This window comes from Aeromonas sp. AE23HZ002T15, assembly GCF_054165525.2.
Window position 1 is genome coordinate 2358703 of sequence record NZ_CM201342.1, and the last position, 25921, is coordinate 2384623.

Below are 25921 nucleotides of genomic sequence, written 5' to 3' on the forward strand. Positions count from 1 at the left end.
TTGAATAAACTGAAACTGATTTTTGCCGGTACCCCCGACTTCGCCGCCCGTCATCTGGCGGCGTTGTTGTCTTCCGACCACGAGGTCGTCGCCGTCTACACTCAGCCCGACAAGCCCGCCGGCCGCGGCCAGAAGCTCACCGCCAGCCCGGTCAAGGAGCTGGCCCTCGCCCACGATCTGCCGGTCTATCAGCCCGCCTCATTGCGCAATGAAGAGGCCCAGGCCGAGTTGGCAGCCCTGGGTGCCGATCTCATGGTGGTGGTGGCCTATGGCCTGATCCTGCCGAAAGTCGTGCTCGACACCCCGCGCCTCGGCTGCATCAACGTACACGGCTCCCTGCTGCCGCGCTGGCGCGGCGCCGCCCCCATCCAGCGTTCCATCTGGGCTGGCGATGCCGAGACCGGCGTCACCATCATGCAGATGGACGTGGGGCTGGATACCGGCGCCATGATCCGCAAGGTTACTTGCCCCATCGCCGCCGATGAGACCTCCACCAGTCTTTATGACAAGCTGGCCGAGCTGGGTCCCCAGGCGCTGGTCGATACCCTGAACGCCATGGCCGCCGGCGAAGCCCAGGCCGAGCAGCAGGACGACGCCCTGGCCAACTACGCCCAGAAGCTCTCCAAAGAAGAGGCCCGCATCGACTGGTCCATGGAGGCCATCGCCATCGAGCGCTGCATCCGCGCCTTCAACCCCTGGCCCATCAGCTGGTTCGAGGTGGCCGAGCAGACCATCAAGGTGTGGCAGGCCGAGGTTATCGACCAGGATCACGGTCAGGCGGCCGGCACCCTGCTCAAGGCCGACAAGCAGGGGATCGACATCGCCACCGGCAAGGGCGTGCTGCGCCTGCTGGCCCTGCAACCCCCCGGCAAGAAGGCCATGTCGGCCGCGGATCTGCTCAACTCCCGCCGCGACTGGTTTGCCCCCGGCACGCAATTGAATTGAAACAAGCGGGGCCCGGGCCCCGACTTGCGCATTTAAGGTAACGCTATGAAAACACGTGCACAGGCCGCTCTCGTTATTCAACAGGTGCTGGATCAGGGTCAGTCCCTCTCCGCCGTTCTGCCTGCTGCCCAGGAGAAGGTGGCCCCTCGCGATCGCGCCCTCCTGCAAGAACTCTGCTACGGCACCCTGCGCTGGCTGCCCCGCCTCGACGCGGCGGTGGGCGAGATGATGGACAAGCCGCTCAAGAACAAGAGCCGCATCTTCCACTACCTGATCCTGGTGGGCCTCTATCAGCTCATCTATACCCGCATTCCGGCCCACGCCGCGGTGGCAGAGACGGTCAACGCCGTCAAGCTGCTCAAGGGCAGCTCCTTGCGCGGCCTCATCAACGGCGTGTTGCGCAACTTCCAGCGCAGCGCCGAGGTCATTTTGCTGCGCATCGACCGCGTCCCCAGCGTGCGCCTCGGCCACCCGGAATGGCTCACCAAGCGCCTGCGCCAGGCCTATCCCGATGACTGGGAGTTCATCATGGAGGCCAACAACCAGCGCCCTCCCATGTGGATCCGCAACAACGGCCAGCGCCAGAGCCGCGAGCAGATGCTGGCACGCATGGCGGAGGCCGGCATCAACGCGGCGGCCGGTGAAGAGGGCGAGGATTGCATCCTGCTGGAGCGCCCCTGCGACGTGACCAAGCTGCCCGGCTTCGAGCAGGGTGACTGCTCGGTTCAGGATGGCGCCGCCCAGCAGGCCGCCCACCTGCTCGACCCTCAACCGGGCGAGTGGGTGCTGGATGCCTGCGCCGCCCCCGGCGGCAAGACGGCCCACCTGCTGGAGCGCCAGCCCAAACTGGCCGGCGTGGTCGCCGTCGACGCCGACGAGAACCGCCTCAAGCGGGTGCAGGAGAATCTAGATCGCATCGGCCTGAGCGCCCGGGTGATCCACGGTGACGCCAGCACCCCGGATCAGTGGTGGCCGGAGGGCCAGTTCGATCGCATCCTGCTGGACGCCCCCTGTTCCGCCACCGGCGTCATCCGCCGCCACCCGGACATCAAGTGGCTGCGCCGGGATCAGGACATCCGCGAACTCGCCGAGTTGCAGCGCCGAATTCTGGGCGCCCTCTGGGCAAAGCTGAAGAGTGGTGGCACCCTGCTCTACGCCACCTGCTCCGTGCTGCCGGAGGAGAACCGGGATCAGATCCGCGCCTTCCTGGCTGCCACCCCGGATGCCCGCCTAGTGCCCCTGCACGAGCAGGACAACCCAGACCATCCGGGCCGTCAGTTCCTGCCGGGGGAAGCCGAGATGGATGGCTTCTACTACGCCAAGCTGATCAAGCAGTAAGCTGCAGATGAAGGGTTGGGGCGCCTGCGGGCGCCCTCGTTTCGAAGCAACCTTGAGCAAGATTTCTCTATGAAAATCATCATTCTTGGCGCAGGCCAGGTCGGTGGCACCCTGGCGGAGAACCTCGCCGGCGAGAACAACGACATCACCATAGTCGACACCGACAGCGATCGGCTGAGGGAGCTGCAGGACAAGTTCGATCTGCGGGTGGTAAACGGCCACGGCGCCCACCCCAGGGTGCTGCGCGAAGCCGGTGCCCAGGATGCGGACATGCTGGTCGCGGTCACCAACAGCGACGAGACCAACATGGTCGCCTGCCAGGTGGCCTACTCCCTGTTCAACACCCCGAACAAGGTGGCGCGGATCCGCTCCCCGGCCTACCTGGTGGAACGGGATCGCCTGTTCCTGCCGGAATCCGTGCCGGTGGATCACCTGATCGCCCCCGAGCAGCTGGTGACCGACTATGTCCGTCGCCTCATCGAGTATCCTGGGGCTCTGCAGGTGGTGGACTTCGCCGGCGGCAAGGTGGGTCTGGTGGCGGTCAAGGCCTACTACGGCGGCCCCCTGGTGGGCAATGCCCTCTCCACCCTGCGGGATCACATGCCGAACATCGAGACCCGGGTCGCCGCCATCTTCCGCCAGGGGCGCTCCATCCGCCCCCAAGGCACCACCATCATAGAGGCGGATGACGAGGTGTTCTTCGTCGCGGCGGCCGGCCACATCCGCGCCGTGATGTCGGAGCTGCAGCGCCTCGAGAGCCCCTATCGCCGCATCATGATCGTCGGCGGCGGCAACATAGGGGCCGGCCTCGCCCGTCAGCTGGAGAAGCGCTACAGCGTCAAGCTGATCGAGCGCAACCAGAAGCGGGCGGAGCAGCTCTCCGAGGTGCTGGAGAACACCATAGTCTTCTGCGGCGACGCGGCGGATCAGGAGCTGCTGGCGGAGGAACACATCGATCAGATCGACGTCTTCATCGCGGTGACCAACGAAGACGAGGCCAACATCATGTCGGCCCTGCTCGCCAAGAAGATGGGTGCCAAGAAGACGATGGTATTGATCCAGCGCGGCGCCTACGTGGATCTGGTGCAGGGCGGCTCCATCGACATCGCCATCTCGCCCCAGCAGGCTACCATTTCGGCCCTGCTGACCCATGTGCGCCGGGCCGACATCGCCAACGTCTACAGCCTGCGCCGCGGCGCGGCCGAAGCCATCGAAGCCATCGCCCACGGGGACGAGAACACCTCCAAGGTGGTCGGCAAGACGGTGGGCGAGCTCAAGCTGCCGCCGGGCACCACGATCGGCGCCGTAGTCCGGGGGGATGAGGTGCTGATCGCCCACGATCGCACCCAGATCCAGCAGGATGACCACGTGGTCATGTTCCTGGTGGACAAGAAGTACATCCCGGAAGTGGAGCGTCTGTTCCAGCCAAGCCCCTTCTTCCTCTGATCTGCCATGCGACAGGCAACAACAACCAGACCCGGACCTTTCTACAGAGAATCGTCCGGGTCTTTTGTTAATCAACGACCAGGTTATCCTGCATGATCAAGCTGCGTCCCATCGTCTTCACCCTCGGCCTGGTGCTCTCCAAGCTGGCTCTCTTCATGTGGCTACCCACCCTGCTGGCCCTGCTGACCGGCTCTGAGGGTTTCGTCGAGTTCCTGAAATCCGTGCTCATCACCCACGGCGCCGCCCTGCTCTGCCTGCACTACGGCCGCAAGGCGGTGTTCCACCTCGGGGTACGGGAGATGTTCCTGCTCACCACCTCGGTCTGGGTGGTGGCTTGCATCTTCGGCGCCCTGCCCTTCGTCTTCATCACCCACATCAACTTCGCCGACGCCTACTTCGAGACCATGTCCGGGGTCACCACCACGGGCTCCACCGTGCTCTCCGGCCTCGATGGCATGGCCCACAGCATACTGCTGTGGCGCTCCATCCTGCAGTGGCTCGGCGGGGTCGGCTTTATCGTGATGGCGGTGGCCGTGCTGCCCTACCTCAACGTCGGCGGCATGAAGCTGTTCCAGACCGAGAGCTCGGATTGGTCCGACAAGAGCGCGCCCCGCGCCAAGACGGTGGCCAACAACATAGTGCTGGTCTATCTGGTGCTCTCCATGCTCTGCTTCCTCGCCTACTGGGTGAGCGGCATGACGCTGTTCGAGGCGGTCAACCACGCCATGACCACGCTCAGCACGGGGGGCTACTCCACCTCGGATCAATCCATGTCCCACTTCTCCCACGAGGCACACTGGATAGGCACCCTCTTCATGTTCCTCGGCGGCCTGCCCTTCCTGCTCTATGTGCAGGCCCTCGCCCGCCGCGACAACAGCCTGTTCAAGGACGCCCAGGTGCAGGGCTTCTTCTGGCTGGTGGTCTGGGTGACGGTCGTGGTCACCTTCTATCTGTGGGTCAGAGATATTTACGGCTTTATGGATGCCCTGCGCATCAGCAGCTTCAACATCGTCTCCGTGCTCACCACCACGGGCTTCGGCCTCGGGGACTTCGGTGCCTGGGGGCCGCTCACCAGCATCCTCTTCATCATCTTGCTGGCCCTCGGCGCCTGCTCCGGCTCCACCGCAGGCGGCCTCAAGATCTTCCGAGTGCAGGTGGCCTTCGCCCTGTTCAAGAAGCAGATGCGTCAGCTGATGCACCCCTCCGCCGTCTTCCCGCAGAAGTACAACGGCCGGCCCGTCAATGACGCCATCATCCGCTCCCTGATCTCCTTCGTGCTGGCCTACTTCGCCATCATACTGCTGATCGCCGCCCTGCTCGCCGCCATCGGGCTGGATCCCCTGACGTCCATCTCGGGCTCCATCACCGCCGTGGCCAACGTGGGCCCAGGCATGGGCCCCGTCATCGGCCCCAGCACCAACTTCGCCAGCCTGCCGGACTCGGCCAAGTGGATACTGTCGTTCGGCATGCTGCTGGGGCGCCTTGAGATCCTGACGGTGGCCGTGCTCTTCTTCCCCTCCTTCTGGAAGCAATAAGGCGCGGAACCCCTGCGCCGGACAAAAAACGAGAAGGGCAGCCACGGGCTGCCCTTCTTCATGGAGTGAACGGATCACTGGACGCTAGTCGGCTTGGTCTTCCCGCTCCAGCGCCCGGTCGATCAGGGATTCCGGCAGGGGCTTGGTCACCTCTACCCCCAGCTCGCGAAAACGCTCCGCCTGGGCGATCAGGTTGCCGCGACCGTTCACCAGCCGCCCCATGGCCTTGTCGTAGCTCTCTTGCGCCTTGTGCAGGCTGCCCCCCATCTGCTGCATCTCCTCCACGAACAGCCGCAGCTTCTCGTAGAGGCGCCCGGCCCGTTCCGCTATCTGGCGCGAGTTCTGGTTCTGCCGCTCGTAGCGCCACAGGTTCTCTATGGTGCGCAGGGCCACCATCAGGTTGGTGGGGCTCACCAGCAGTATGTTGTGATCCAATCCGTAGCGCACCAGAGAGGGATCCGCCTCCACCGCGGTGAGGAAGGCGGGCTCCACCGCCACGAACATCAGCACGTAGTCCAGAGTACGCACCCCGGGCAACTGCTGGTAATCCTTTCGACCCAGCTCGCGGATGTGGTTGCGCACCGAGGCGACGTGCTCCTTGAGCGCCACCGCCTTCTCCAGCTCGCCATCGCTGTTGTACCAGCGCTCGTAGGCGGTCAGGGACACCTTGGCGTCTATGATGATGTCCTTCTCCTGGGGCAGGTGGACGATCACATCGGGCTGGTAGCGCTTGTTCTTCTCCACCTCGATATTGACCTGGGTGTGGTACTCGTGGCCCTCCCGCAGGCCGCACTCGGAGAGGATCCGGGCCAGCACCACCTCCCCCCAGTTGCCCTGCAGCTTGCTATCCCCCTTGAGGGCGCGGGTCAGGGCCGCGGCTTCTTCGGTCATGCGGGCATTGAGCTCGGCGAGGCGCTCCAGCTCGAACTTGAGGCTGTGGCGCTGGGCCGTCTCCTGGGCGTGGGTCTCCCCCACCTGGCGCCGGAAGCCCTCCAGCTGCTCTTTCAGCGGCGTCAGCAGCAGATCCAGGCTGTTCTGGTTCAGTTCTCGGAAGTTACCGGAGTTTTGCTCGAAGATGCGGTTGGCGAGATTCTCGAACTGCTGGCTGAGGCGAGCCTCCGCCTGCTGCTGCAGTTGCAGCTTCTCGGCGCTGGCGAGGCGTTCGCTGCGCAGGGTCGCCTCGGCATCCTTGAGGCGGGCGGTGAGCTTGAGCAACAGGGTCTGCTGCTGTTCCAGCTTCTGCTGGCCCAGCATCTTCTCGTCCTGCAACTCGTCGAACCTGTCCTGCAACACCTGATAGCGCTCCTCCAGCAGCAGACTCTGCTCGCGGGCGCCGCGACGCCCCACCAGCCAGCCGAGCCCGAGGGCCAGCAGCCCCGCCAGCAGGGCAGGCAACCAGAACGCCGAGGGGATCACCGGCGCCCCCGCTGGCGCAGGAAGAGTTCGAGGTAGCGGTTAAGCAGCAGCCAGAGCAGCACATAGATGAGGTAGGCGGCCAGCACCACCCACTTGTGGCTGTTGACCCCGGTATCGAGCTCGGCGAACTCGATCTCCTTGATGTGGCAATAGGCCCACATCAGCAGCGGGAAGACATAGAGCAGGGAGGCACGCCAGAGAAATAACCACATGTGTATGTTCAACCACGTAAAAAGACTCGCCTAGCTTACACAAGGGCAACCCGGCTTGCGATCCTGGGGCGCGCTATTCTCTGGCTTGTCGGCGGAGAACTGGCTAAAATTAACCCCTATTGGGTAGTTGGGGTAGGCATGACGCATTTTTTCTGTCGCTGGTTGAGGCAAGCACTGGGGGACACAGCCAAACCGGCCGTGGCCTGCCAGGAGGCGCGCCCGCCCTGGGCCATCGAGGAGTCGCAGTTTATCTCCCTCTGCAGCCGCTGCGGCGACTGCTTCGAGGCCTGCCCAAACGCCCTGCTCAAGCCCGCCGATCGCCCGGAGTATGACGGCAGCCCCATCGCCGGCACCCCTGTGCTGGACCTCGCCTGCGGCCAGTGCAGCTACTGCGGCAGCTGTGCCAGGGCCTGCCCCACGGGGGCGCTGGACCTGCGCCTCGGCCGCCAGGTGCAGACCCGGGTGCGGATAGAGGCGAGCTGCCAGGCCCGCCAGGGCTTCTACTGCCTGCTGTGCGAGGATGCCTGCCCCCAGCAGGCGATCAAGGCCAGCAGTGACGGCATCAGCGTCAACATGGCGGCCTGCGACGGCTGCGGCGCCTGCGGCCTCGCTTGCCTGCACGGGGCCATCACCCTGATCCCCCAGCCCTGACGGCGCCGGCTGCGCACCACGAGCCTCTGCATCCCGACGCACTCGGCCCCCGACATAGATCCCAGACAGTAAAAAGGGCCCCGAGGGGCCCTTTCGCCATCATGACCCTCAGGCCATGGTCAGAATATTCTCCTGCTCGATGCCGAGCAGGTGGCACAGACGGGTGGGATCGCGCACCGCATCCGCCAGAGTGTACTCCCCCAGCACCTCCAGGAAGGCATTCATGGCGCGGCGCAAGATGCCCTGGATGCGGCAGCCACCGGAGAGGCGGCAGTTCTCGCGCTTGCAGTCCACCGGGCAGAGCACGTGCTCCATGTCCATCACCACGTCCCGCAGGTTGATGGAGACGGCGGCGCGGCCGAGGCGGATGCCCCCATGCTTGCCACGTACCGTCTCTATGTATCCCTTGATGCCGAGCTGGTGCACTATCTTGACCACGTGGTTGCGGGAGATGGCGAAGGTGTCGGCCACCTCGGTGATGGTCGACAGGCGATCACTCGGCTGGATCGCCAGAAACGTCAGGGTACGCAGGGCGTAGTCGGTAAATCGTGTCAGTTGCATGGTCGCACTTGCCTCTTACTACAAGCCAGAAATCAGGACGACAACCGGGGGCCAAGAGAGGGAGATGACAGGGGCGCCTGCCCGGGGTCCGCGTCGTTGGCCGAGTCGTGGAATGACAAGGTTAAGAGCAGGCCGGACGGGTGTCGACGAAGATGTACATAAATCGACACTTTCTTTGATTGATCGCAAACTTGCAGGCTGAAGCCGGGGTTTCGGCCCTTTCTGGTGGCGAAGTCCCGCCATCCGGCCAGGCTGGGCGCCCTCATGAAAGCGCCTCCCACGCGCCCCGTCAGTGGGGCTGCTTCAACCAGTTTTTCAGGGCCTGGGAGGGAATGGAGCTCTCGGAGGCGACCGCGAAGGCCCCCCAGTCCACCGCGCACTGCAGGGCATCCTTGATAGCCATGCCCCGGGCCAGACCGTGAATGAGGCCGCCAGCGAAGGCATCCCCCGCCCCCGTGGTATCCACCACCGAGACAGGCCGCGCCGCCACCCGGATCTGCTCCTCGCCATGGATCGCCACGGCCCCCGCCTTGCCCTCGGTCAGCACCAGCCATTCGAGCTGATCACCGGCGAGCTGGCGGGCGTGTTGCCAGGGGTCGCTCACCTCGGCGAGATCCGAGCGGGAGGCCACCAGCACGTGACAGGGACGGCGAGCCTGCCCCCCCTTGGGATACTGGGCCACCACGAAGCTCTTGCCGAGCATCTGGCGCATGTAGCCGATGATGGCGGTGCCGGGGTAGTTCACGTAGAGGCAATCCACCCCCTCGCTCGGCAAGTCCCCCGGCAGATCCGGCCGGCGGGGGCGCCTGAGTATGGTGCGCTCGCCGGTGGAGTCCACCAGGATCAGCAGCTCCCCGGTCTCGCCACCGAAACGCTCCACATGGCTGCAATCCAGGCCGTATGAGGTAGCCTGTTCCAGCAGCCAGTCGCCGGTCTCGTCCAGCCCGACCCGGGAGGCGATGCGCACCTCGTGCCCCGCCCACACCAGGCCGATGCCGGTGTTGGCGGCGCCGCCGCCGAGCCTGCGCCCCTGATCCACATACTGCAGCCGTGCCCCCGCCACCAGGGGTTCGACCAGGGAGAGCACGTGATCACAGTTGAGATTGGCGAGCAGCAGGATGCGGGACATGGGAACCTCGAAGGCAGGGCCTGGGGCCCGCGATGGCGGCATCCTCAACCCGGGGTTGAGGATGCGGGACGAAATCAATAGACGGGCAGTTCCACCCCGGCCAGCAGCTCATCGATGCGCGCCTGGGTCGGCTGCTGCATGACGTTCTGGATCACCTCCTTGGTGAGGTGGGGAGAGAAGGAGCTGATGAAGTCGTACATGTAGTTCTGCAGCAAGATGCTCTTGCTGAAGCAGAGCTGGGCCGGACAGGGGGCGAACAGGTGCTCCAGATTGATGGCCACCAGACCCGGGGCATCGTGGTCGTTCGCCACCAGGGAGGCGATGATGCCGATGCCAAAGCCCAGCTCCACATAACGCTTGATGACGCCGGCATCCATCACCGTCATGTAGTAGTTGGGGGTGAGTCCCGCCGCCTGGAATACCGCATCCTGCGCCTGACGCCCGGTGGCGCCACTCTCGTAGCTGAGGATGGGGTACTGGCAGAGCTGCTCCAGGGTCGGCTTCTTCACCTTGGCCAAGGGGTGATCCAGAGGCACCACCAGGGAGAGGGTCCAGAGGTAGGCGGGCAGCGCGATCAGCTCCTTGTCGAAGCCTATCTCGTGGGCCACGATGGAGAAATCCGAGTAACCCTTGCTGATCTGATCCTTGGTGGCCGACATCACGGGGTGCAGGTGGAACGAGATCTTGGGGTACTTCTTGGTGAAATAGGTGACGCTCTTGGGCAGCAGATGCCGCGCTATGGTGTGGGTGGTATGGATGTTGAGGGTCCCCACGGTCGGATCCAGGTACTCCCGGGAGATGGCCTTGATCTTGCTCTCGATGTTGAGCATGGCCTCGGCGCACTTGATGATCTCCTCCCCCACCGGGGTGATGCGGTGCAGGTGCTTGCCGCGGCGCTCGAAGATGCGCACCCCCAGCTCGCTCTCCAGCAGGCCGATCTGCTTGCTCACCCCGGGCTGGCTGGTATAGAGCGCATCGGAAGCGACGGAGACGTTGAGGTTGTGGTCCCGCACCGCGATCAGATACTTCAACTGCTGTAGTTTCAAGGTTGCACCCTCACAGGCTGGCGCGGCTGCCAACATCAGAAAACAAGGCCGCCACAAATGGCGGCCAGTGTATCATCCGAACTTGGCATATCGCCGCTTGATCCTTCATTTTGCTACAAAATCTAGCATCAGCGGGGGGGATATGACAAACCAGCGACGGCGTTAGACAGACTCGACCGGCAAGATGCCGAGAAACTGCAGCAGCCACTGCATCATGGTGGCCGAATCCACCTCCCCCTCCAGGGAGGAGAGGCTGCGCTGGTAATGGGCATCCGGCAGCCTGTCCCGGCGCCGCTCGATCAGCGCCCGGTTGTACTCCACCGAAAACTCGGGGTGGCCCTGAATGGCCACTATGTTGTCCCCCTGCAGGAACATGAAGTTAGGGCAGAAATCGTTGCCCGCCAGCCGGGTCGCCCCGGGCGGCAGCTGCTCCACCTGATCCTGATGGCTGGCGAGGATCCGGATGGTCTCGAGCCCCGGCTGCATCCAGGGTTCCGACTCCAGCATGGGGTGGACGGAGACGCCGAGCCCCCAGCCCTTGGTGGACTTCATCACCTCGCCCCCCAGGGCCTGGGCGATCACCTGATGGCCGAAGCAGACCCCGGCCAGCTTGACGTTGGCGTCGTGGGCCTGGCGGATCCACTCCCGCAGCGCCAGGATCCAGGGCAGATCGCTGTAGGCATCGTGGCGGGATCCCGTGATGAGCCAGGCATCGCACTCGGTCAAGTCTCCGGGCAGTTCGCCGTCGAGGGCCGACCAGACCCTGTACTCTAGCGCCGGGGCCAGCGCCCGGAATCCCTTGATAAACATCTCGGAGTAAACGGGGCCAAAGTCCCCCACCAGATCGGGGTCAAGCCGGTCACAATCGAGAATTCCCAGTCTCATCAGTCACTCCTTCACAGGGATAGCGGGACAAGCCGGCGGATCCCTTCCGCCGGGCCATGCCAGGGCTAGCTGCTGCATGGTTGTCATTTCATGGTCGGCATGGAGAACTCGGCACCGGCGCGCAGGCTCTGGGGCCAGCGGGCGGTCACCGTCTTCATCCGGGTGTAGAAACGCACCCCATCCGGCCCGTGCATGTTGAGCGGCCCGAAGATGGACCGCTTCCAGCCACCGAAGCTGTGAAATGCCATGGGCACGGGGATGGGTACGTTCACCCCTACCATACCGACCTGCACCCGCGTGGTGAAGTCCCTTGCGGTGTCGCCATCGCAGGTAAAGATGGCGGTACCGTTGCCGTACTCGTGCTCATTGATGAGCCGCAGGGCCGTCTCGTAGTCCGGCGCCCGCACGATGACGAGCACGGGGCCGAAGATCTCCTCCCGGTAGATGCGCATCTCGTGGCCCACCCTGTCGAACAGGCTGCCGCCGATAAAGTAGCCCTCCTCGTGGCTCAGGCCGCGGCCATCGACCACCAGCTCGGCGCCCTCGGCCACCCCCTGATCCACGTAACCGCGTACCTTGGCCAGGTGCTCCCGGCTGATGAGGGGCCCCATCTCGTTCTCCGGGCTCTGACCCAGACCCGGGCCGACCCGCAGCGCCGCCACCAGGGGCGAGAGTCTGGCCACTAGGGCATCGGCGGTCTCGTCGCCCACCACCAGGGCCACCGAGATGGCCATGCAGCGCTCGCCGGCGGCGCCATAGGCCGCCCCCATCAGGGCGGCGACCGCCTGATCGAGATCCGCGTCCGGCATCACCAGCATGTGGTTCTTGGCGCCGCCAAGGGCCTGCACCCGCTTGCCGTGGGCCGAGGCGGTGGCATAGATGTACTGGGCGATGGGGGTGGATCCGACGAAGGAGACCGCGGCCACCCGCGGGTCGGTCAGCAGCACGTCCACCACCTCCTTGTCACCGTTGACCACGTTCAGCACCCCGTCCGGCAGGCCCGCCTGCTTGAGCAGCTCGGCCATGCGCAGGGAGAGCGACGGATCCTTCTCGGAGGGCTTGAGGATGAAGCTGTTGCCACAGGCCAGCGCCACCGGGAACATCCAGAGCGGCACCATGGCCGGGAAGTTGAACGGCGTGATGCCGGCGCAGACCCCCACCGGCTGCATCATGGAGTGGCTGTCCACCCCACGGCCCACGTTGAGGGAGTGCTCCCCCTTGAGCAGATGGGGAATGCCGCAGGCGAACTCCACCACTTCCAAGCCACGGGTCAGCTCACCCTGGGCGTCAGAGAACACCTTGCCGTGCTCGCGGCTGATGAGCCGGGCCAGCTCGTCCCTGTGCTGCTCCATCAGCTCCTTGAAGCGAAACATCACCCGGGCCCGTACCAGGGGCGGGGTCTGGGACCAGTCGGCGAAGGCGCGCTCGGCGCTGGCGATGGCCTCCTGGCACTCGGCGGCGGTGCTCAGCACCACCTGGCCCTGCTGCTGGCCGGTGGCCGGGTTGAAGATGGCGCCGAAGCGCTCGCTGCGGCTCTCCGTGGTCTCGCCGCCGATGAAGTTGTTGATCCTGTAGGTCATAAATCCTCCGTGAAATTGGGGTTCCTGCGCGGCCATGAGCGTCAGGCGCAAGGAGGGGGCTCCCAAGCGGGCGCCCCGCAAATGAGGGGGTGATCAGGTCTGGGCTTGCAGGGCGTCCTGCAGCAGGGTGAAGAGATCGTCGATCTCGCTGCGCTCTATGATGAGGGGCGGCGACAGGGCGATGATGTCGCCGGTGACCCGGATCAGGGCCCCCTTCTCGAAGCAGCGCACGAACACCTCGTAGGCACGCTTGCCCGGCGCGTCCGGCATGGATTCCAGCTCTATGCCCGCCACCAGGCCGTAGTTGCGCACGTCTTTGACATGCTTGCAGCCCTTCAACGAATGGGCCGCCTCCTCCCAGTAACCCGCCAGATCGGCGGCGCGGCTCAGTAGATTCTCGTTGCGATATATCTCCAGGGTCGCCAGACCCGCGGCGGCGGCCACCGGATGGCCGGAGTAGGTGTAGCCGTGGAACAACTCGATGGCCCCCTTGCCCGCGGCCATCATGTCGTCATAGATGCCGTCGCTCACCAGCACGGCCCCCATGGGGATGGCACCGTTGGTGAGGCCCTTGGCACAGGTGATCATGTCGGGGATGACGTCGAACTCCTGGGCGGCGAAGGGAGAGCCGAGGCGACCGAAGCCGGTGATCACCTCATCGAAGATGAGCAGGATGCCGTGTTTGGTGCAGATCTCCCTCAGCCGCTTGAGGTAGCCCTGAGGGGGCACTATGACCCCGGTGCTGCCGGCGATGGGTTCGACGATGACGGCGGCGATATTGCTGGCGTCGTGCAGGAAGACGATCTTCTCCAGTTCATCGGCCAGGGTGAGGTCTTCCGCCGGCAGCCCCCTGGTGAACGCATTTTTCCCTATGTTGAGGGTGTGGGGCAGATGATCCACCCCGCCGAGCAGGGAGCCGAACCACTTGCGGTTGCCGGGGATGCCCCCCACCGAGATGCCGCCGAAGCCCACCCCGTGGTAGCCTCGCTCGCGGCCAATCAGCCGGGTGCGGGTACCCTGGCCGCGCGCCCGCTGCCAGGCCAGGGCGATTTTTAGCGCCGTATCGACGGACTCCGAGCCGGAGTTGGTATAGAAGACGTGGCCCAGCCCCTTGGGGGCGATTTCCACCAGCCGGTTCGCCAACTCGAACGGCAGGGGATGGCCCATCTGGAATGTGGGGGCGAAGTCGAGGTGGGAGATCTGCTGGGAGACCGCCTCGGCTATCTCCCGCCGACCATGACCCGCGTTGCAACACCAGAGGCCGGCGGTGCCATCCAGTATCTTGCGGCCATCCTCTGAGTGATAATACATCCCCTGCGCCGACTTCAGGATGCGCGGGGCCGCCTTGAACTGCTGGTTGGCGGTGAAGGGCATCCAGAAGGCGGACATGTCGGGGGTATTGATGTCGCTGACAGGTTTCATGGTCACCTCATCCTTAAGGCGTTTAGTAACGCTTGGCCATTGCCTATTAAATTAAACACCTAAATCCATAAAAAAGGGCTCTGTGTCGCCCTGCTTGGTGTCACCCGCCATGGGTGGTATAAGATATTTAACACAATTTTAATAATAGTAAACAGTCAAGGAGTGTCTATCGATGGATATCGGTCACCGCCTCAAGGCGGTTCGCACCAAGGCGGCTCTCTCCCAGCGCGAGCTGGCCAAGCGCTCCGGTGTGACCAACGGCTTTATCTCCCAGATCGAGAAAAATCAGGTGAGCCCGTCCGTGGCCTCACTGCGCAAGGTGCTGGAGGGCATTCCCATGTCCCTGGCCAGCTTCTTCACCGATGAGACGGAGATGGATTCCGAGGTGATCTTCCGCGCGGACGACATGCCGGATCTCGGCACTCACCCCATCAGCTACAGGTTGGTGGGTCACAGCCGCGCGAACCGCGCCATCGGCATGATGCAGGAGATCCTCCCCCCGGGCGCCGATACCGGCGACGACATGCTGAGCCACGAGGGCGAGGAGTGCGGCATCGTCATCCAGGGTCAGGTGGAGGTCACGGTCGGCGAACAGGTCTATCTGCTGGCGCCGGGGGATGGATACTACTTCGACAGCCGCACCCCCCACCGTTTCCGCAACGTGGATGAGCAGGAGTGCGTGCTGATCTCCGCCAACACCCCGGCCAGCTTCTGACCGCCCGCCACGGCGGTCAGCCCCGCACAAACCGGGCAGATTCCGGCTCATCCCCCATCTGCTCCTGACCGTCGGCAACGGCGGTCAGACCCACGCAGACCGGGCCGATCCGGGCCAGCGCCCTCGTCAGTGCTCCACCGCTGGCGAGGGCGAATGTTTAATAAAATGTTACAGGATGGATTTACAAGCGGCGGCATGTTTAGCATATTGATACGCAGAGACCTTATCTGTCGGTTCAAGGAGTGAACATGAGTGACCTGACCCTGGCCCAGTGGCAACACAAGGCCTCCCACCTGACCCTGCCCTCCCAAGCCTTCATCGACGGCAGCTACCGGGACGCCGTGAACGGCGCCACCTTCGATTGCATCAACCCGGCCAACGGCCAGCTGCTGACCAAGGTCGCGTCCTGCGACGCCGCCGACGCCGAGCTGGCGGTGCAGGCCGCCCGCGCCGCCTTCGACGACAAGCGCTGGAGCGGGCTGGCCCCCAAGCAGCGCAAGCAGATCATGCAGCGCTTCGCCGAGCTGATGCGCCTGAACAAGGTGGAGCTGGCGCTGCTGGAGTCGCTGGACATGGGCAAGCCCATCGGCGACGCCATGGGGTATGATGCCCCCGCCGCCGCCAACTGCATCGCCTGGAACGCCGAGGCCATCGACAAGATCTACGATCAGGTCGCCCCGGTGGAGGAATCCGCCCTGGCGCTGGTGACCCGGGAGGCACTCGGTGTCGTGGCCGCCATCGTCCCCTGGAACTTCCCCCTGGTAATGGCCTGCTGGAAGCTGGGCCCGGCGCTCGCCACCGGCAACTCGGTGATCCTTAAACCCTCCGAGAAATCCCCCCTCACCGCCCTGCGTATCGCGGGTATCGCCAAGGAAGCCGGCATCCCGGACGGCGTGTTCAACGTGCTGCCGGGCTTCGGCCACACGGTCGGCGAGGCGCTGGCCATGCACATGGACGTGGATTGCATCACCTTCACCGGCTCCACCCGCATCGGCAAGCATCTGGTGCAGTGCTCCGGAAAATCCAACCTCAAGCGCGCCTTTATGGAGTGTGGCGGCAAGAGCCCCAACATAGTGCTGGCGGACGCGCCGGATCTCGACGCCGCCGCCAGGAGTGCGGCGGGCGCCATCTTCTACAACCAGGGGGAGGTGTGCACCGCGGCCTCCCGCCTGCTGGTGCAAAACAGCATCAAGCCGCAGTTCATGGAGCGCCTGCTGGCCCACGCCCGCGAGTGGATCTCATCCAACCCGCTGGATCCCGCCACCCGCATCGGTGCCATGGTGGACGGCATCCAGATGGATCAGGTGCTGAACTACATCGAGATCGGCAAGCAGGAGGGGGCCAAGCTGCTGCTCGGCGGCCAGCGTACCCATGCCGAGAGCGGTGGCTACTACATAGAGCCCACCATCTTTGACGAGGTGACACCCCAGATGCGCATCTTCCGGGAGGAGATCTTCGGCCCCGTGCTGGCGGTGACCGGCTTCGACACCCTGGAAGAGGCCATCGCGCTCGGCAACGACACCGACTACGGCCTGGCCGCCGCCATCTGGACCGCGGATCTCAACAAGGCGGTCAAGGGCTCCCGTGCCCTGCGTGCCGGCACCGTCTTCGTCAACAACTGGGACGGCGGCGACATGACGATGCCGTTTGGCGGCTTCAAGCAGTCAGGCAACGGCCGCGACAAGTCGCTGCACGCCCTGGAGAAATACACCGAGCTGAAAAGCACCTGGATCCAGCTCGATTAACGTCGAATATGACGAGATCAGGCAATAAAGGGGGAGAAATCCCCCTTTTTCATTTTTATCCTTTCATCACGGACCTCAATCGATATAATCATCAAATAGCAAGCCGTTAAATTTAAAGATAAAAATGCTGTTCTTCCTGGGAAGTGTCCTGTTTCTGGTAGTGGGATTGCCGCTGTTGTTCTTCGTGATGGGTCAGGGTGAAGCCTATGTGACCTGGGGACCCTGGATCTCCGCCATCGTGCTCATGCTGTGGCTGCTGCGGGATGTGGAGAAGATCCGCCGCGGGGGCCGGCGCTGACCCCGGGTCATGCTGTAAAAATCGCCTCCGACCAATTTATTCACTTCTTTCCCCCCAAAAGGATGGCTACACTGCACTTTTGCGATGTTGTCCAACATCCGCCCTCCAGTGAAGGTTATCCGCATGCAGCAACACAGCCAGCGCCAGGGCGTCATCTATGCCCTGTGCGCCTATACCCTTTGGGGCCTGGCCCCCATCTACTTCAAGACCATAGCCGCCGTGCCGGCCGCCGAGATCCTGACCCACCGCATGATCTGGTCCTGCGCCCTGCTGATGGTGCTGACCCTGCTCGCCCGCCAGTGGCACAAGGTGCAGGCGGTCTTGCGCCAGCCCAGGGTGCTGCTCACCCTGGCCTTCACCTCGGTCACCGTCGGCGGCAACTGGCTGCTGTTCATCTGGGCCATCAACAACGGCCACATGCTGGATGCCAGTCTCGGCTACTACATCAACCCCCTGTTCAACGTGCTGCTCGGCATGCTGTTCCTGAGCGAGAAGCTGCGCCGCCTGCAGTGGTGGGCCGTGGGACTCGCCGTCATCGGGGTCGCCATCCAGCTCATCGCGTTCGGCTCCCTGCCCTGGATAGCCCTGGTGCTGGCCTCGAGCTTCGCCGTCTATGGCCTCATCCGTAAAAAACTGGCGCTGGATGCCCTGACCGGCCTGCTGATCGAGACCCTTATCATGCTGCCGCCGGCGGCCATCTATCTCTGGGGATTCGCCGACAGCCCCACCAGCCACCTGACCCAGAACGACTGGCACCTGAACCTGCTGCTGATCGCCGCCGGCGCCGTCACCACGGCCCCATTGCTCTGCTTCACCGCCGCCGCTACCCGGCTCAAGCTCTCCACCCTGGGCTTCTTCCAGTACATAGGGCCCAGCCTGATGTTCATCCTGGCGGTCACCCTGTACGGGGAGGCCCTGGCGCTGGACAAGATGATCACCTTCGCCTGCATCTGGAGCGCTCTGGTGCTGTTCACCTTGGATGGCCTGCGCAACGGCAGGCAGAAGCCCGCGGCCTCCTGATGGGGTCACAATAATCTACAAGCCAGGAGGCGGGTTTTGGGGTATCAATAACCCATGAACGCACCCCAATCCCGCATCCACTACTGGCAATCCCGGCTGCTGCCGGGGGTCGAGCTCTCCCACTCCCACCACAGGGAGTTCAGCTACGGCCGCCACGTGCACCTGGACTATCACATAGGTCTGGTGCAGCGGGGTGGCCAGAAGTTCATCCACAAGGGCAGCAGCCACAACCTGGTGCGCGGCGAGCTATCCACCGTCAACCCGGACGAGATGCACGACGGCCTGAGCCTGCTGCCGGAGGGGTATGAGGTGCGGGTGTTCGCCATCGCCCCCGAACAGCTGGCGCGCTGGCTGCCAGACAGCCCTGAGCCCTTCTTCGACAAGGGCTTGCAGAGCCGACCCGACCTCTATCAAGGCTTCGCCCGCTTGCACATGTATCTGGACAATCCCGAGCCGGACGGCCTGCTGGCGGAGAGCGAGCTGCTCGGCCTGCTCGGCGAACTGCTGCACCTATCCCCCGAGCGCCACGCCCTGGCGGATCCTCAACTGCGGTACCTGCGGGACTATCTGCTCGGCCGGCTGGACGGGCACCACAGCCTGGAGGATCTCGCCGCCCAGTTCGGGCTGGATCGCTTCGCCTTCCTGCGCCAGTTCAAGAAAAAGACCGGTATGACTCCCTACGCCTGGCTCAAGCGGCTGCGCCTCGAGCAGGGCAAGCGCCTGCTCGGCAGCGGCCTGCCGGTGAGCGAGGTGGCGCTGGCGGTCGGCTTCTTCGATCAGAGCCACTTCCACCACGGTTTTCGCCAGGCCTTCGGGCTCACTCCGGCGGATTATCGCCAGCAGATGCGATTCTAGAGCCGTCAGCCCGGCGATGAGGCCCCCTAACTCCCGGGCCCCTCACCGCCGTGCAATCTTTTACAAGCCAGCCACCCCGACCATGCCCCATGCTGTGCCCTCGTCTTGTCGTTGAGGTATCCCATGTTCACCAGCCTGTTTCTGACCATAGGGGTCATCCATCTCGTCGCCCTGGCGAGCCCGGGCCCGGATTTCGCGCTGATCCTGCGCACCAGTCTGCATCGCCCCACCGCCCTCGGGGCGGCGCTCGGCATAGCGCTCGCCATCCTGCTGCACGCCACCCTGAGCCTCACCGGCATCAGCCTGCTGATCGCGAGCCATCCCTGGCTGTTTCTGGGAGTGAAGATAGTGGGCGCCCTCTATCTCGGCTGGCTAGGTTGGGGTGCGCTCAAGGGCGCCTGGCAGGGGGCGGCCGGGCAGGCCTTCAGGGCGGGGGGGGATCGCCAGGGCTGGCGCAAGGGCGTCAAGAGCGGGCTGGCCACCAACCTGCTCAACCCCAAGGCGCTCTTGTTCTTCATGGGGTTGCTGGCGGCCATGGTGACACCCCAGGTGGATGGCCTGACCCGGGGTCTGCTGATCCTGGAGCTGTTCCTGCTGTCATTGGCCTGGTTCGGCCTGCTGGCCTGGAGCCTCTCCACCCCGCGCGCCCAGGGGCTGCTCGGCCGGGTCCAGCGACCACTCAACCTGGTGACCGGCCTGCTGTTTTGCGCCGTCAGCCTCTCCATCCTGGCCGAGCTGGCCGTCGAGGCGAGCGCTTATCTCTGACTCAGGCGCTGGCCTGCTCCCGGCAGGTTGCAATCAGCCGGCCCAGTCGGGCCATCAGTTCGGGGTGATCCGTGTGGGCCAGGTTGAGCCGCATATAGTGACGCCCCTGCTGGCCCCGGGTGAACAGTGACCCCGGGGCCAGCGCAATGCCATCCGCCAGGGCGGCCTGGGTCAGCGCCTCGCCATCGACACCATCGGGCAGCCTCACCCAGCGAAACAAGCCGCCCCGGCCGTTGAATTCCAGCCGGCATCCCAGCCCCAGCAGCCAGCCATCGACCCGCTCCCCGGCGTCGTACAGGCGCTGCCGGATGCGACGCACCTGCCTGTCATAGTCGCCATCGCGCAGCAGACTGGTCAGCACCCGCTCCCCGATCTCGGCGGTGACCCCGCCACACACCTGCTTCAACCCGGCCAGGCTCGCCGCCAGGGCCGGGCTCGCCACCACGAAGCCTATCCGCAGGTTGGCGCTGAGCAGCTTGGAGAAACCGGAGACATAGGTCACCCGCTCAGAGCCCCCCAGGCTCGCCAGACGGGGCATGCCCTCCCCCAGCAGATCCCCGTAGAGATCGTCCTCGATGAGGTGGCAATTCCAGCGCGACAGCAGTTGCAGCAGGGTGAAGGCCTGGGCGGCGGAGAGGGACTGGCTGGTCGGGTTGTGCAGCAGGCCCGAGGTCAGGTAGAGCCTGGGTTGCTCCTCCTTCAGCCAGCGCTCCAGCAGCGCCATGTCGGGCCCGTTGGGGCCGCGGGGCAGGGAGAAGACCCGGGCGCCGTGCAGGCCGAGGATGCCGTGAAAGTTGAAGTAGCAGGGATCGTCCACCAGCACCGCATCCCCGGACCGCACCAGCAGCCGGAGCAGCAGATCCAGGGCCTGCATGGTATTGGCCGTGGTCACTATCTGGCTGGTGCCGAGGGACATGCCGAGGCCGGCCAGGCGGGCCCTCAGGGTCTCGCGCAGGGGGCGATAGCCGGCGGCATCCCCGTATTCCGCCAGCCTGAGATGGGGCTGACGGCTCACCTGACGCAGGGCCTGGCGCAGGCTGTCATCGTCGAGCCAGTCGGCGGGCAGGAAGCCACAGCCCGGCCTGCTCGCGACCTGTTCGCCGATCAGGGCGCGGCGGGAGACGCTCAGAAAGTCCTGGGGCAGCAGCTGCCCCAGGCAGTCGCTATCCGGCTGCGGGCTGTGGCGCGACACGAAGTAGCCGCGTCCCTGGCTGGCCTGCACCAGCTGCTGGCCCTTCAACCTGTCCAGGGCGTCCACCACGGTGAACTTGCTCACTCCGAACTGCCGCATCAGGGCGTGGATGGAGGGCAGGCGCGCGCCGGCCGGCAAGGCCCCCTCCTTAATCAGCTGACCGAGATGGTCCGTGATCTGTACTACCTTGGGTTCCCTCGGCTTGAATGCCAGGTCGGGGATCATCATGACTGCGAGACTCCTTCCTCACTTTACCGGCCACTCTACCGGCAAAGTAATGCCAAATGAATACCCCCTTTCCCTGCCCTACTGTCCATCCGCTCATTAGAGTTGGCTTCAGTGCGGGTGGCCTCTGGTGGCCTCCCTTCATTCGTTGGGATTCAAGCATGCCAAGCATCACCTTTCTGGGAACCGGCATCGTCATCGACTCACCCGAGCCAATCCGGCTGCTCGATATGGACGATCACATCACTTTCGCCTGCCGCGCAGGCAATTGCGGTACCTGCACCATCAATGTGGTCGAGGGGTTGCAACATCTCTCGGCCCTGACCCCCAGAGAGGAACGTCTGTTCGCACTCAAGGGGCAAACCGATGCCAACCTGCGCCTGGCCTGCCAATGCCGGGTGCTGGGGGATGTCACTCTTCGTTAAGCCAACTCAAGGGAAATCAAATGGAATTGAAAAACCGCATCACGGATCAGGCCATCGCACGCCGCAAGCCTCTGCTCTCTCTTCAGGAGAGCGCCCAGGTGAAACGGGAGCTGGATGCGTTTCTGGACACCAAGATAGACGAGTGGAACCGCACCGTTCCCTTCGCCCGTCATCTGGAGGGCAGCGAGATCAACCTGGCTTACTATCGCCAGACCCTCATCGAGCACGCCTGGCGCATCCGCCTGATGCGCAGCGCCCAGTGCAACAACCTGCACAAGATAAGCCGCATCAACGCCGAGGCCGCCCAGCTGTACGCCGCCTATCAGGACGAGGAGATGCTGCACGACACCCTCTTCATCCAGGATGCGGCCCGCATCGGGGTCAGCCAGGAGGAGATCTACCGCACCGAGCCCAGCTTCTATACCCGGCTGCTGGCAGGCTACCTCTATTTCGTGGCCGAGCACGAGAAGCCCATCGGCGTGGTCTGCTACAGCTATCTGGTCGAATACACCACCCAGAAGATCACCCCCAAGCAGATCGCGGCCATGGCCGACTCCCTCGGCCAGGAGAAGATTGCGGGGCAGGCGGCCCATCTGAATACGGATCTGGTGGAAGACCATACCCAGGAGATGTGGGACATCCTGCACCTGCTCATCGAACAGGAGCAGGACATCGTCGACATCAAGCGCTACTTCAGCGAGATCCAGGAGCTGCTCAAGCTGTTCTTCGTCGAGCTGTACCAGACCCACGCCAACGCCACAGAGCAAGCGGCATAGCAAGCCGGTGGGGCCTGCCTTGGCAGGCCCCCAAGGAGTCATCCCATGAATTCACGCCCGGGCATCCTCATTCTGTCCCATCAACAGCTCTCCATGGTCACGCCCCTGCAGCAACTGCTCGCCGCCAGGGGCCTCGACAGCCATGTGCTCTCTTCCCAGCCGGTGCGCGAGCTGAATCCCCCCTGGGTCAATCAGGTGACCCGGCTCGAGGTGACCCAGGACCACGCCTTGACCATGCAGGACATCACGCACTTCCTGGCCCGGCTCCCGGCCGACGTCAAACTGATCGCCTGCATCAGTGTCTGGGACGCCTATCGCGAACTGATGGCGGCGACCAACGCACTGCTTGGTGCGACGGATCTCGACGTCAACGGCGTGGCCCGGCTGCGGGACAAGCTGACCATGCGCCAATGGCTGCACCGCCACGGGCTTTCACGCATAGAGGCGCATCCCCTCACCGAGTCTCGCTGGCAGCAGATCACCGACCGTGACGCCTTCTTCATCAAGCCGAGAACAGGGCTCGCCTCCTTCGGGGCATTTCGAGCCAGTCAACTCGACCAACTTTCGCAGCTGACACGGCTCTGGCAGCAAGCCTGCGCAGACAAGGCCTATGCCGGCGTCTTTCAGGGTGAGCCCGAGTTCATCATCGAAGATCTGATCGCCGGCTCCGAGTTCTGCTTCGAGGTGATTGTGGAGCAGGGTCAGGCCAAGATCCTGGCCGTGCATGAGAAGATCGAGGTGTGCCAGCAGGGGTTCACCGTGCTGGAAAACGCCTGCGTGTGCCCCCCCGTCTCCCTGCAGGAAGCCCAACTGGCCGCGGGCAAGGCCTTTGTCGCGCGCTGCCTCGCCTGTCTGGAGATAGGGACTGGCCTGTTTCATATCGAGGCCAAGTTCTCGGCCCCGTCTGGCTGGGAGATCGTGGAGATCAACCCACGGGTGGGCGGCGCCTACATACTGGAGAGCACCCGGCACCACGCCGGCGTCGACCTGCTTTCCCGCTGGCTGGACAGCCTGCTCGCCCAGCCCGCCGCCCCTTCTTCTCCGACCAACCGACGCAGCTTCTTCCGGGTTTTCTTCGGCCAGGGCGGGCAGACGGTCGCCCGGATCCAGCCTCAACCCACCGACCAGGCTCCCCTGCTGGATCAGCGGCTGTTCGTCCAGCATGGGGATCGCCTGCCCGACACCGAGCGGGAGATCTTCATCGGCCAGGCCCTGTGGGACATCTCGGATCTGCCCGAGCACAAGTTCCCAGACTTCGCGGCCAGTACGGCCCATCACTTCCAGGTGGAGTATCGAGCATGAACATCGTCATCTTGCACCGGCTGCCCTATGCCAAGATCCGCTACGACCTGGTGATCGATCATGCAGAGCACAGGGTCGACTACCTCTGCCTGCCCGGTGGGCAGGGGGATCTTCCCCCCGGCAGCCACTATCAGGAGGTCAGCCACTTCGAGACCCAGACCCTGGGCCAGCAGTGCGCCGCCCTGCTCGCCAGGGCGGACAGGCTGATCGCCCGCTCCGAGTACGAGCTGCTGGTCGCCGCCGAGCTGCGCGAGCAGTTCGCCATCCCGGGGGATCCCCCGGCCGCCATACTGCCCCTGCGCGACAAGTGGGCCATGCGTACCCAGTGCCGTGCCGCCGGCATTCCCCAGCCCGACTTCTGGTCATTGGGCGACTTCGTGCGCCAGCCGGACGGCCCCGGCCTCTTCGTGCTCAAGCCCCGGCTGGAGGCGTCCAGCACGGGCATAGTGGCGGGAGACAGACGGACAGTGCTCGAGGCCATCCAGCGCCTGGACACCCCGGAGACCTACTTCGTCGAGGCCTTCGTCCCGGGGGAGATCTATCATCTGGACGGCTTCCTGCGCGATGGCGTCGTCATCCAGTCGATCGCCAGCCGCTACGTCGGCAACTGCCTGGACTACGCCGGGGGCGCCCCCCTTGGCTCGGTGCAGGTACCCGGTGACGAGCCGATGGCCCGGCTGCTGCGCCGCACCCTGGCGGCCCTCGGCCAGCGCCAGGGCTGCTTCCACTTCGAGCTGATCAAGGATGAGCGCGGTCACCCCTGTTTCCTCGAGACGGCCTGCCGGGTCGGCGGGGCCGGCGTGGCGGAGACCTTCGCGCTGCGCACCGGGATCAACCTCTATCACATCGACCTGCAATACCAGTTACACGGGGTCATCGCTCAGCAGGCGAAGCCACCCTGCGACACCCACTACGGCTGGTTCGTCTATCCGGCCCACCACACCGCGGGGGCCCAGCACATCCGCTTCGAGCCCCTGCGCTGGGGGGAGCTGCTCCATAGCTGGCATCAGGCCACCCCCAGGACGGCGCGTCTCGGCAACATCAGCTATGCCACCGGTGCCACCCCCCTCTCCGGCATAGTGCAGGGACGTGGGGAGCGCCTGCCGCTGGCCCTCGCCGAGCTGCTGGCACAGACCCCTGTCGAGACGATTATCCCTTCCCCCTCGTTGATGGAGGCATCCGCATGACCCCCTGTTTCGTGATCGTCGGTTACAACAATGTGCGCATCTATGATGTCGCCAAGCTGCGCCAGCTGGCCCATCGCGGCTTCGGCTGCAAGCTGGTGCTGGTCGTGGAGCGCATCGGGCCTCAGGATGCGCAGGCCGCCGACCTGGTGATCGAGGCCGAACTCGGCCAATCCCCCAGCCTGCCCCCTGTCAGCCAGGCGCTCACCGAGGCGGCGTTGACTCCGGTGGGCATACTCCCCTTCTCCGATCGGGGGGTGCCTCTCGGCGCTGAACTGGCCCGGCACTACCGATTGCCGGGCGGCCAACCCCAGGCGGCGCTGGCGGGTCTGGACAAGCGGCGCTTCCGGCTCATGGAGGCCGAGGCGGCCGCTCCGGCCCACTACCTGCCGCTGACGGCCCAGCCCATCGACAGCCTGGCGTCGCTGATCGCCACCCGTCAGGCCCTCGGGGGCAGAGGCTTCATCAAACCGGTGGCGGAGGGCAACAGCCGCGGCTGCATCGCCGTCCTCGAGCACAGCGACTGCGCCGCCATCTGGGAAGAGCTGACCCCCTATAGAGCTGCCGGTCTCATCATGGAGCCCCTCATCGAGGCGGCACAGGAGTACAGCTGGGACTATGTCGCCGGCTGCCGCTGGCTGACCGAGAAGCACACCACCACGGGGGCATACCGGGCCGAATACCAGCAGATAGTGCCGGCCCCCCTCCCGCCGGAGCAGGGAGACTGGCTGTTGCAGGCCGGGGAGTTCATGCGTCAGTTGCTGGCCGAGGACTGGGGGGCCTATCACAACGAGCTCTTCCTGCGAGCAGACGGAGCCAGCGCCGTCGAGAGCAACATGAGGCCGGCCGGCATGCACATCTGGGATCTCGCAGCCCTGAGCTTCGACGGGTTCGATCCCTGGCAGGCCTGGCTGCACTGGGCCATGACGGGCCAGAACCAGCCAGCCCAGCCGACCCTGCGCGGTTACAGCGGGATCCGCATGCTGCGCCCCCGTCAGGCGGGGGTGCTGCACCAGCTGCCGGACATGGCCGAGCTGGCCAGGGAGCTCGGGATCACGCTGCATCAGGGCAGCTACAGCAGGAGCAGGGGGGACAGGGTCAGCAGCCGGGTGACCGACAATGCCGGCTTCATGGGGCACATAGTGCTGCACCATGCGGACTATCACACCCTGCGCACTCGGCTCGACGCGCTGGCCGAGGCCATCGAGGCCGCTACCGTCATCACCTGCGACGCCCCCGTCGCCAGTTACTGA

General features: G+C 64.8%; 25 protein-coding genes. 16 read left to right on the plus strand and 9 right to left on the minus strand.

Annotated elements, in window-relative coordinates:
- The 4 genes from fmt to ACT5M9_RS10995 all read left to right on the plus strand — a co-directional run bounded on the left by fmt (position 1) and on the right by ACT5M9_RS10995 (position 5264).
- Entirely contained in the window at positions 1–945 is a 945-nt protein-coding gene (gene fmt / locus ACT5M9_RS10980; protein ID WP_457982710.1) for a methionyl-tRNA formyltransferase, read from the plus strand.
- 45 nt (positions 946–990) lie between these two features.
- Positions 991–2283, plus strand: a complete 1293-nt coding sequence (rsmB, locus tag ACT5M9_RS10985) for a 16S rRNA (cytosine(967)-C(5))-methyltransferase RsmB (protein WP_457982711.1) — start codon at positions 991–993, stop codon at positions 2281–2283.
- A gap of 69 nt (positions 2284–2352) precedes the next feature.
- Entirely contained in the window at positions 2353–3729 is a 1377-nt protein-coding gene (trkA, locus tag ACT5M9_RS10990; protein ID WP_438550549.1) for a Trk system potassium transporter TrkA, read from the plus strand.
- A 92-nt stretch (positions 3730–3821) separates the two neighbouring features.
- A complete protein-coding gene (locus ACT5M9_RS10995; protein WP_457982713.1) occupies positions 3822–5264 on the plus strand; it encodes a TrkH family potassium uptake protein in 1443 nt (480 codons plus the stop codon).
- An 84-nt stretch (positions 5265–5348) separates the two neighbouring features.
- Here ACT5M9_RS10995 and ACT5M9_RS11000 read toward each other — a convergent pair whose 3' ends face one another.
- Together ACT5M9_RS11000 and ACT5M9_RS11005 are read right to left on the minus strand one after the other, a co-directional pair.
- Positions 5349–6680 (minus strand): DNA recombination protein RmuC, encoded by a 1332-nt coding sequence (locus tag ACT5M9_RS11000; RefSeq protein ID WP_457982715.1) that lies wholly within the window; start codon positions 6678–6680, stop codon positions 5349–5351.
- Positions 6677–6892, minus strand: a complete 216-nt coding sequence (locus tag ACT5M9_RS11005) for a hypothetical protein (protein ID WP_167388953.1) — start codon at positions 6890–6892, stop codon at positions 6677–6679. The genes ACT5M9_RS11000 and ACT5M9_RS11005 overlap by 4 nt, the downstream gene beginning before the upstream one ends.
- A gap of 138 nt (positions 6893–7030) precedes the next feature.
- Here ACT5M9_RS11005 and ACT5M9_RS11010 point away from each other — a divergent pair, with 138 nt between their 5' ends.
- A complete protein-coding gene (locus tag ACT5M9_RS11010) occupies positions 7031–7543 on the plus strand; it encodes a ferredoxin-type protein NapF (protein ID WP_438550552.1) in 513 nt (170 codons plus the stop codon).
- A 108-nt stretch (positions 7544–7651) separates the two neighbouring features.
- Here the strand turns inward: ACT5M9_RS11010 and ACT5M9_RS11015 are convergent, their stop codons facing one another.
- The 6 genes from ACT5M9_RS11015 to aptA all read right to left on the minus strand — a co-directional run bounded on the left by ACT5M9_RS11015 (position 7652) and on the right by aptA (position 14166).
- Positions 7652–8104, minus strand: coding sequence for an Rrf2 family transcriptional regulator (locus tag ACT5M9_RS11015; protein ID WP_438550553.1), 453 nt, complete (start codon positions 8102–8104; stop codon positions 7652–7654).
- A gap of 289 nt (positions 8105–8393) precedes the next feature.
- On the minus strand, positions 8394–9233 hold the full coding sequence (locus tag ACT5M9_RS11020) for a PfkB family carbohydrate kinase (RefSeq protein WP_457982717.1): 840 nt from the start codon (positions 9231–9233) through the stop codon (positions 8394–8396).
- Positions 9234–9307: 74 nt separating this feature from the next.
- The gene (locus tag ACT5M9_RS11025) at positions 9308–10279 is read right to left on the minus strand and encodes a LysR substrate-binding domain-containing protein (protein ID WP_438550555.1); all 972 of its coding nucleotides are present in this window, start codon (positions 10277–10279) and stop codon (positions 9308–9310) included.
- A gap of 162 nt (positions 10280–10441) precedes the next feature.
- The gene (locus ACT5M9_RS11030) at positions 10442–11164 is read right to left on the minus strand and encodes a glutamine amidotransferase-related protein (RefSeq protein ID WP_438550556.1); all 723 of its coding nucleotides are present in this window, start codon (positions 11162–11164) and stop codon (positions 10442–10444) included.
- 83 nt (positions 11165–11247) lie between these two features.
- Positions 11248–12744 carry a CoA-acylating methylmalonate-semialdehyde dehydrogenase gene (locus tag ACT5M9_RS11035; RefSeq protein ID WP_457982719.1) on the minus strand — a complete coding sequence of 499 codons (1497 nt, stop codon included), beginning with the start codon at positions 12742–12744 and terminating at the stop codon, positions 11248–11250.
- Positions 12745–12837: 93 nt separating this feature from the next.
- The gene (gene aptA / locus ACT5M9_RS11040; protein WP_457982721.1) at positions 12838–14166 is read right to left on the minus strand and encodes an omega-aminotransferase AptA; all 1329 of its coding nucleotides are present in this window, start codon (positions 14164–14166) and stop codon (positions 12838–12840) included.
- A 172-nt stretch (positions 14167–14338) separates the two neighbouring features.
- On the opposite strand from aptA, the gene relB reads away from it, so the two are divergent.
- From relB to ACT5M9_RS11070, 6 genes are all read left to right on the plus strand, one after another.
- Positions 14339–14881 (plus strand): type II toxin-antitoxin system RelB family anti-toxin, encoded by a 543-nt coding sequence (gene relB, locus ACT5M9_RS11045; protein ID WP_457982723.1) that lies wholly within the window; start codon positions 14339–14341, stop codon positions 14879–14881.
- A gap of 248 nt (positions 14882–15129) precedes the next feature.
- The gene (locus ACT5M9_RS11050; protein ID WP_457982724.1) at positions 15130–16626 is read left to right on the plus strand and encodes an aldehyde dehydrogenase; all 1497 of its coding nucleotides are present in this window, start codon (positions 15130–15132) and stop codon (positions 16624–16626) included.
- A gap of 124 nt (positions 16627–16750) precedes the next feature.
- The gene (locus ACT5M9_RS11055; RefSeq protein WP_349920594.1) at positions 16751–16924 is read left to right on the plus strand and encodes a hypothetical protein; all 174 of its coding nucleotides are present in this window, start codon (positions 16751–16753) and stop codon (positions 16922–16924) included.
- A 123-nt stretch (positions 16925–17047) separates the two neighbouring features.
- The gene (gene rarD / locus ACT5M9_RS11060) at positions 17048–17944 is read left to right on the plus strand and encodes an EamA family transporter RarD (RefSeq protein ID WP_457982725.1); all 897 of its coding nucleotides are present in this window, start codon (positions 17048–17050) and stop codon (positions 17942–17944) included.
- Positions 17945–17998: 54 nt separating this feature from the next.
- On the plus strand, positions 17999–18799 hold the full coding sequence (locus tag ACT5M9_RS11065) for a helix-turn-helix domain-containing protein (protein WP_457982726.1): 801 nt from the start codon (positions 17999–18001) through the stop codon (positions 18797–18799).
- A 123-nt stretch (positions 18800–18922) separates the two neighbouring features.
- On the plus strand, positions 18923–19564 hold the full coding sequence (locus ACT5M9_RS11070; RefSeq protein ID WP_457982727.1) for a LysE family translocator: 642 nt from the start codon (positions 18923–18925) through the stop codon (positions 19562–19564).
- 1 nt (position 19565) lies between these two features.
- On the opposite strand, the gene ACT5M9_RS11075 is transcribed toward ACT5M9_RS11070, so the two are convergent.
- Positions 19566–20984, minus strand: coding sequence for an aminotransferase-like domain-containing protein (locus ACT5M9_RS11075; protein WP_457982729.1), 1419 nt, complete (start codon positions 20982–20984; stop codon positions 19566–19568).
- Positions 20985–21142: 158 nt separating this feature from the next.
- Here ACT5M9_RS11075 and ACT5M9_RS11080 point away from each other — a divergent pair, with 158 nt between their 5' ends.
- Genes ACT5M9_RS11080 through ACT5M9_RS11100 form a run of 5 tightly spaced genes read left to right on the plus strand, consistent with a single transcriptional unit; the run spans position 21143 to position 25921 of the window.
- Positions 21143–21406 (plus strand): 2Fe-2S iron-sulfur cluster-binding protein, encoded by a 264-nt coding sequence (locus ACT5M9_RS11080; RefSeq protein ID WP_457982730.1) that lies wholly within the window; start codon positions 21143–21145, stop codon positions 21404–21406.
- Between the two features lie 20 nt (positions 21407–21426).
- Complete coding sequence (locus tag ACT5M9_RS11085; RefSeq protein WP_438550565.1) at positions 21427–22182, plus strand: iron-containing redox enzyme family protein; 756 nt, start codon at positions 21427–21429, stop codon at positions 22180–22182.
- Between the two features lie 45 nt (positions 22183–22227).
- Positions 22228–23484, plus strand: a complete 1257-nt coding sequence (locus ACT5M9_RS11090) for an ATP-grasp domain-containing protein (protein ID WP_457982731.1) — start codon at positions 22228–22230, stop codon at positions 23482–23484.
- Complete coding sequence (locus tag ACT5M9_RS11095; protein WP_457982733.1) at positions 23481–24671, plus strand: ATP-grasp domain-containing protein; 1191 nt, start codon at positions 23481–23483, stop codon at positions 24669–24671. Before ACT5M9_RS11090 ends, ACT5M9_RS11095 begins: the two co-directional genes overlap by 4 nt.
- On the plus strand, positions 24668–25921 hold the full coding sequence (locus ACT5M9_RS11100; RefSeq protein ID WP_457982734.1) for an ATP-grasp domain-containing protein: 1254 nt from the start codon (positions 24668–24670) through the stop codon (positions 25919–25921). The genes ACT5M9_RS11095 and ACT5M9_RS11100 overlap by 4 nt, the downstream gene beginning before the upstream one ends.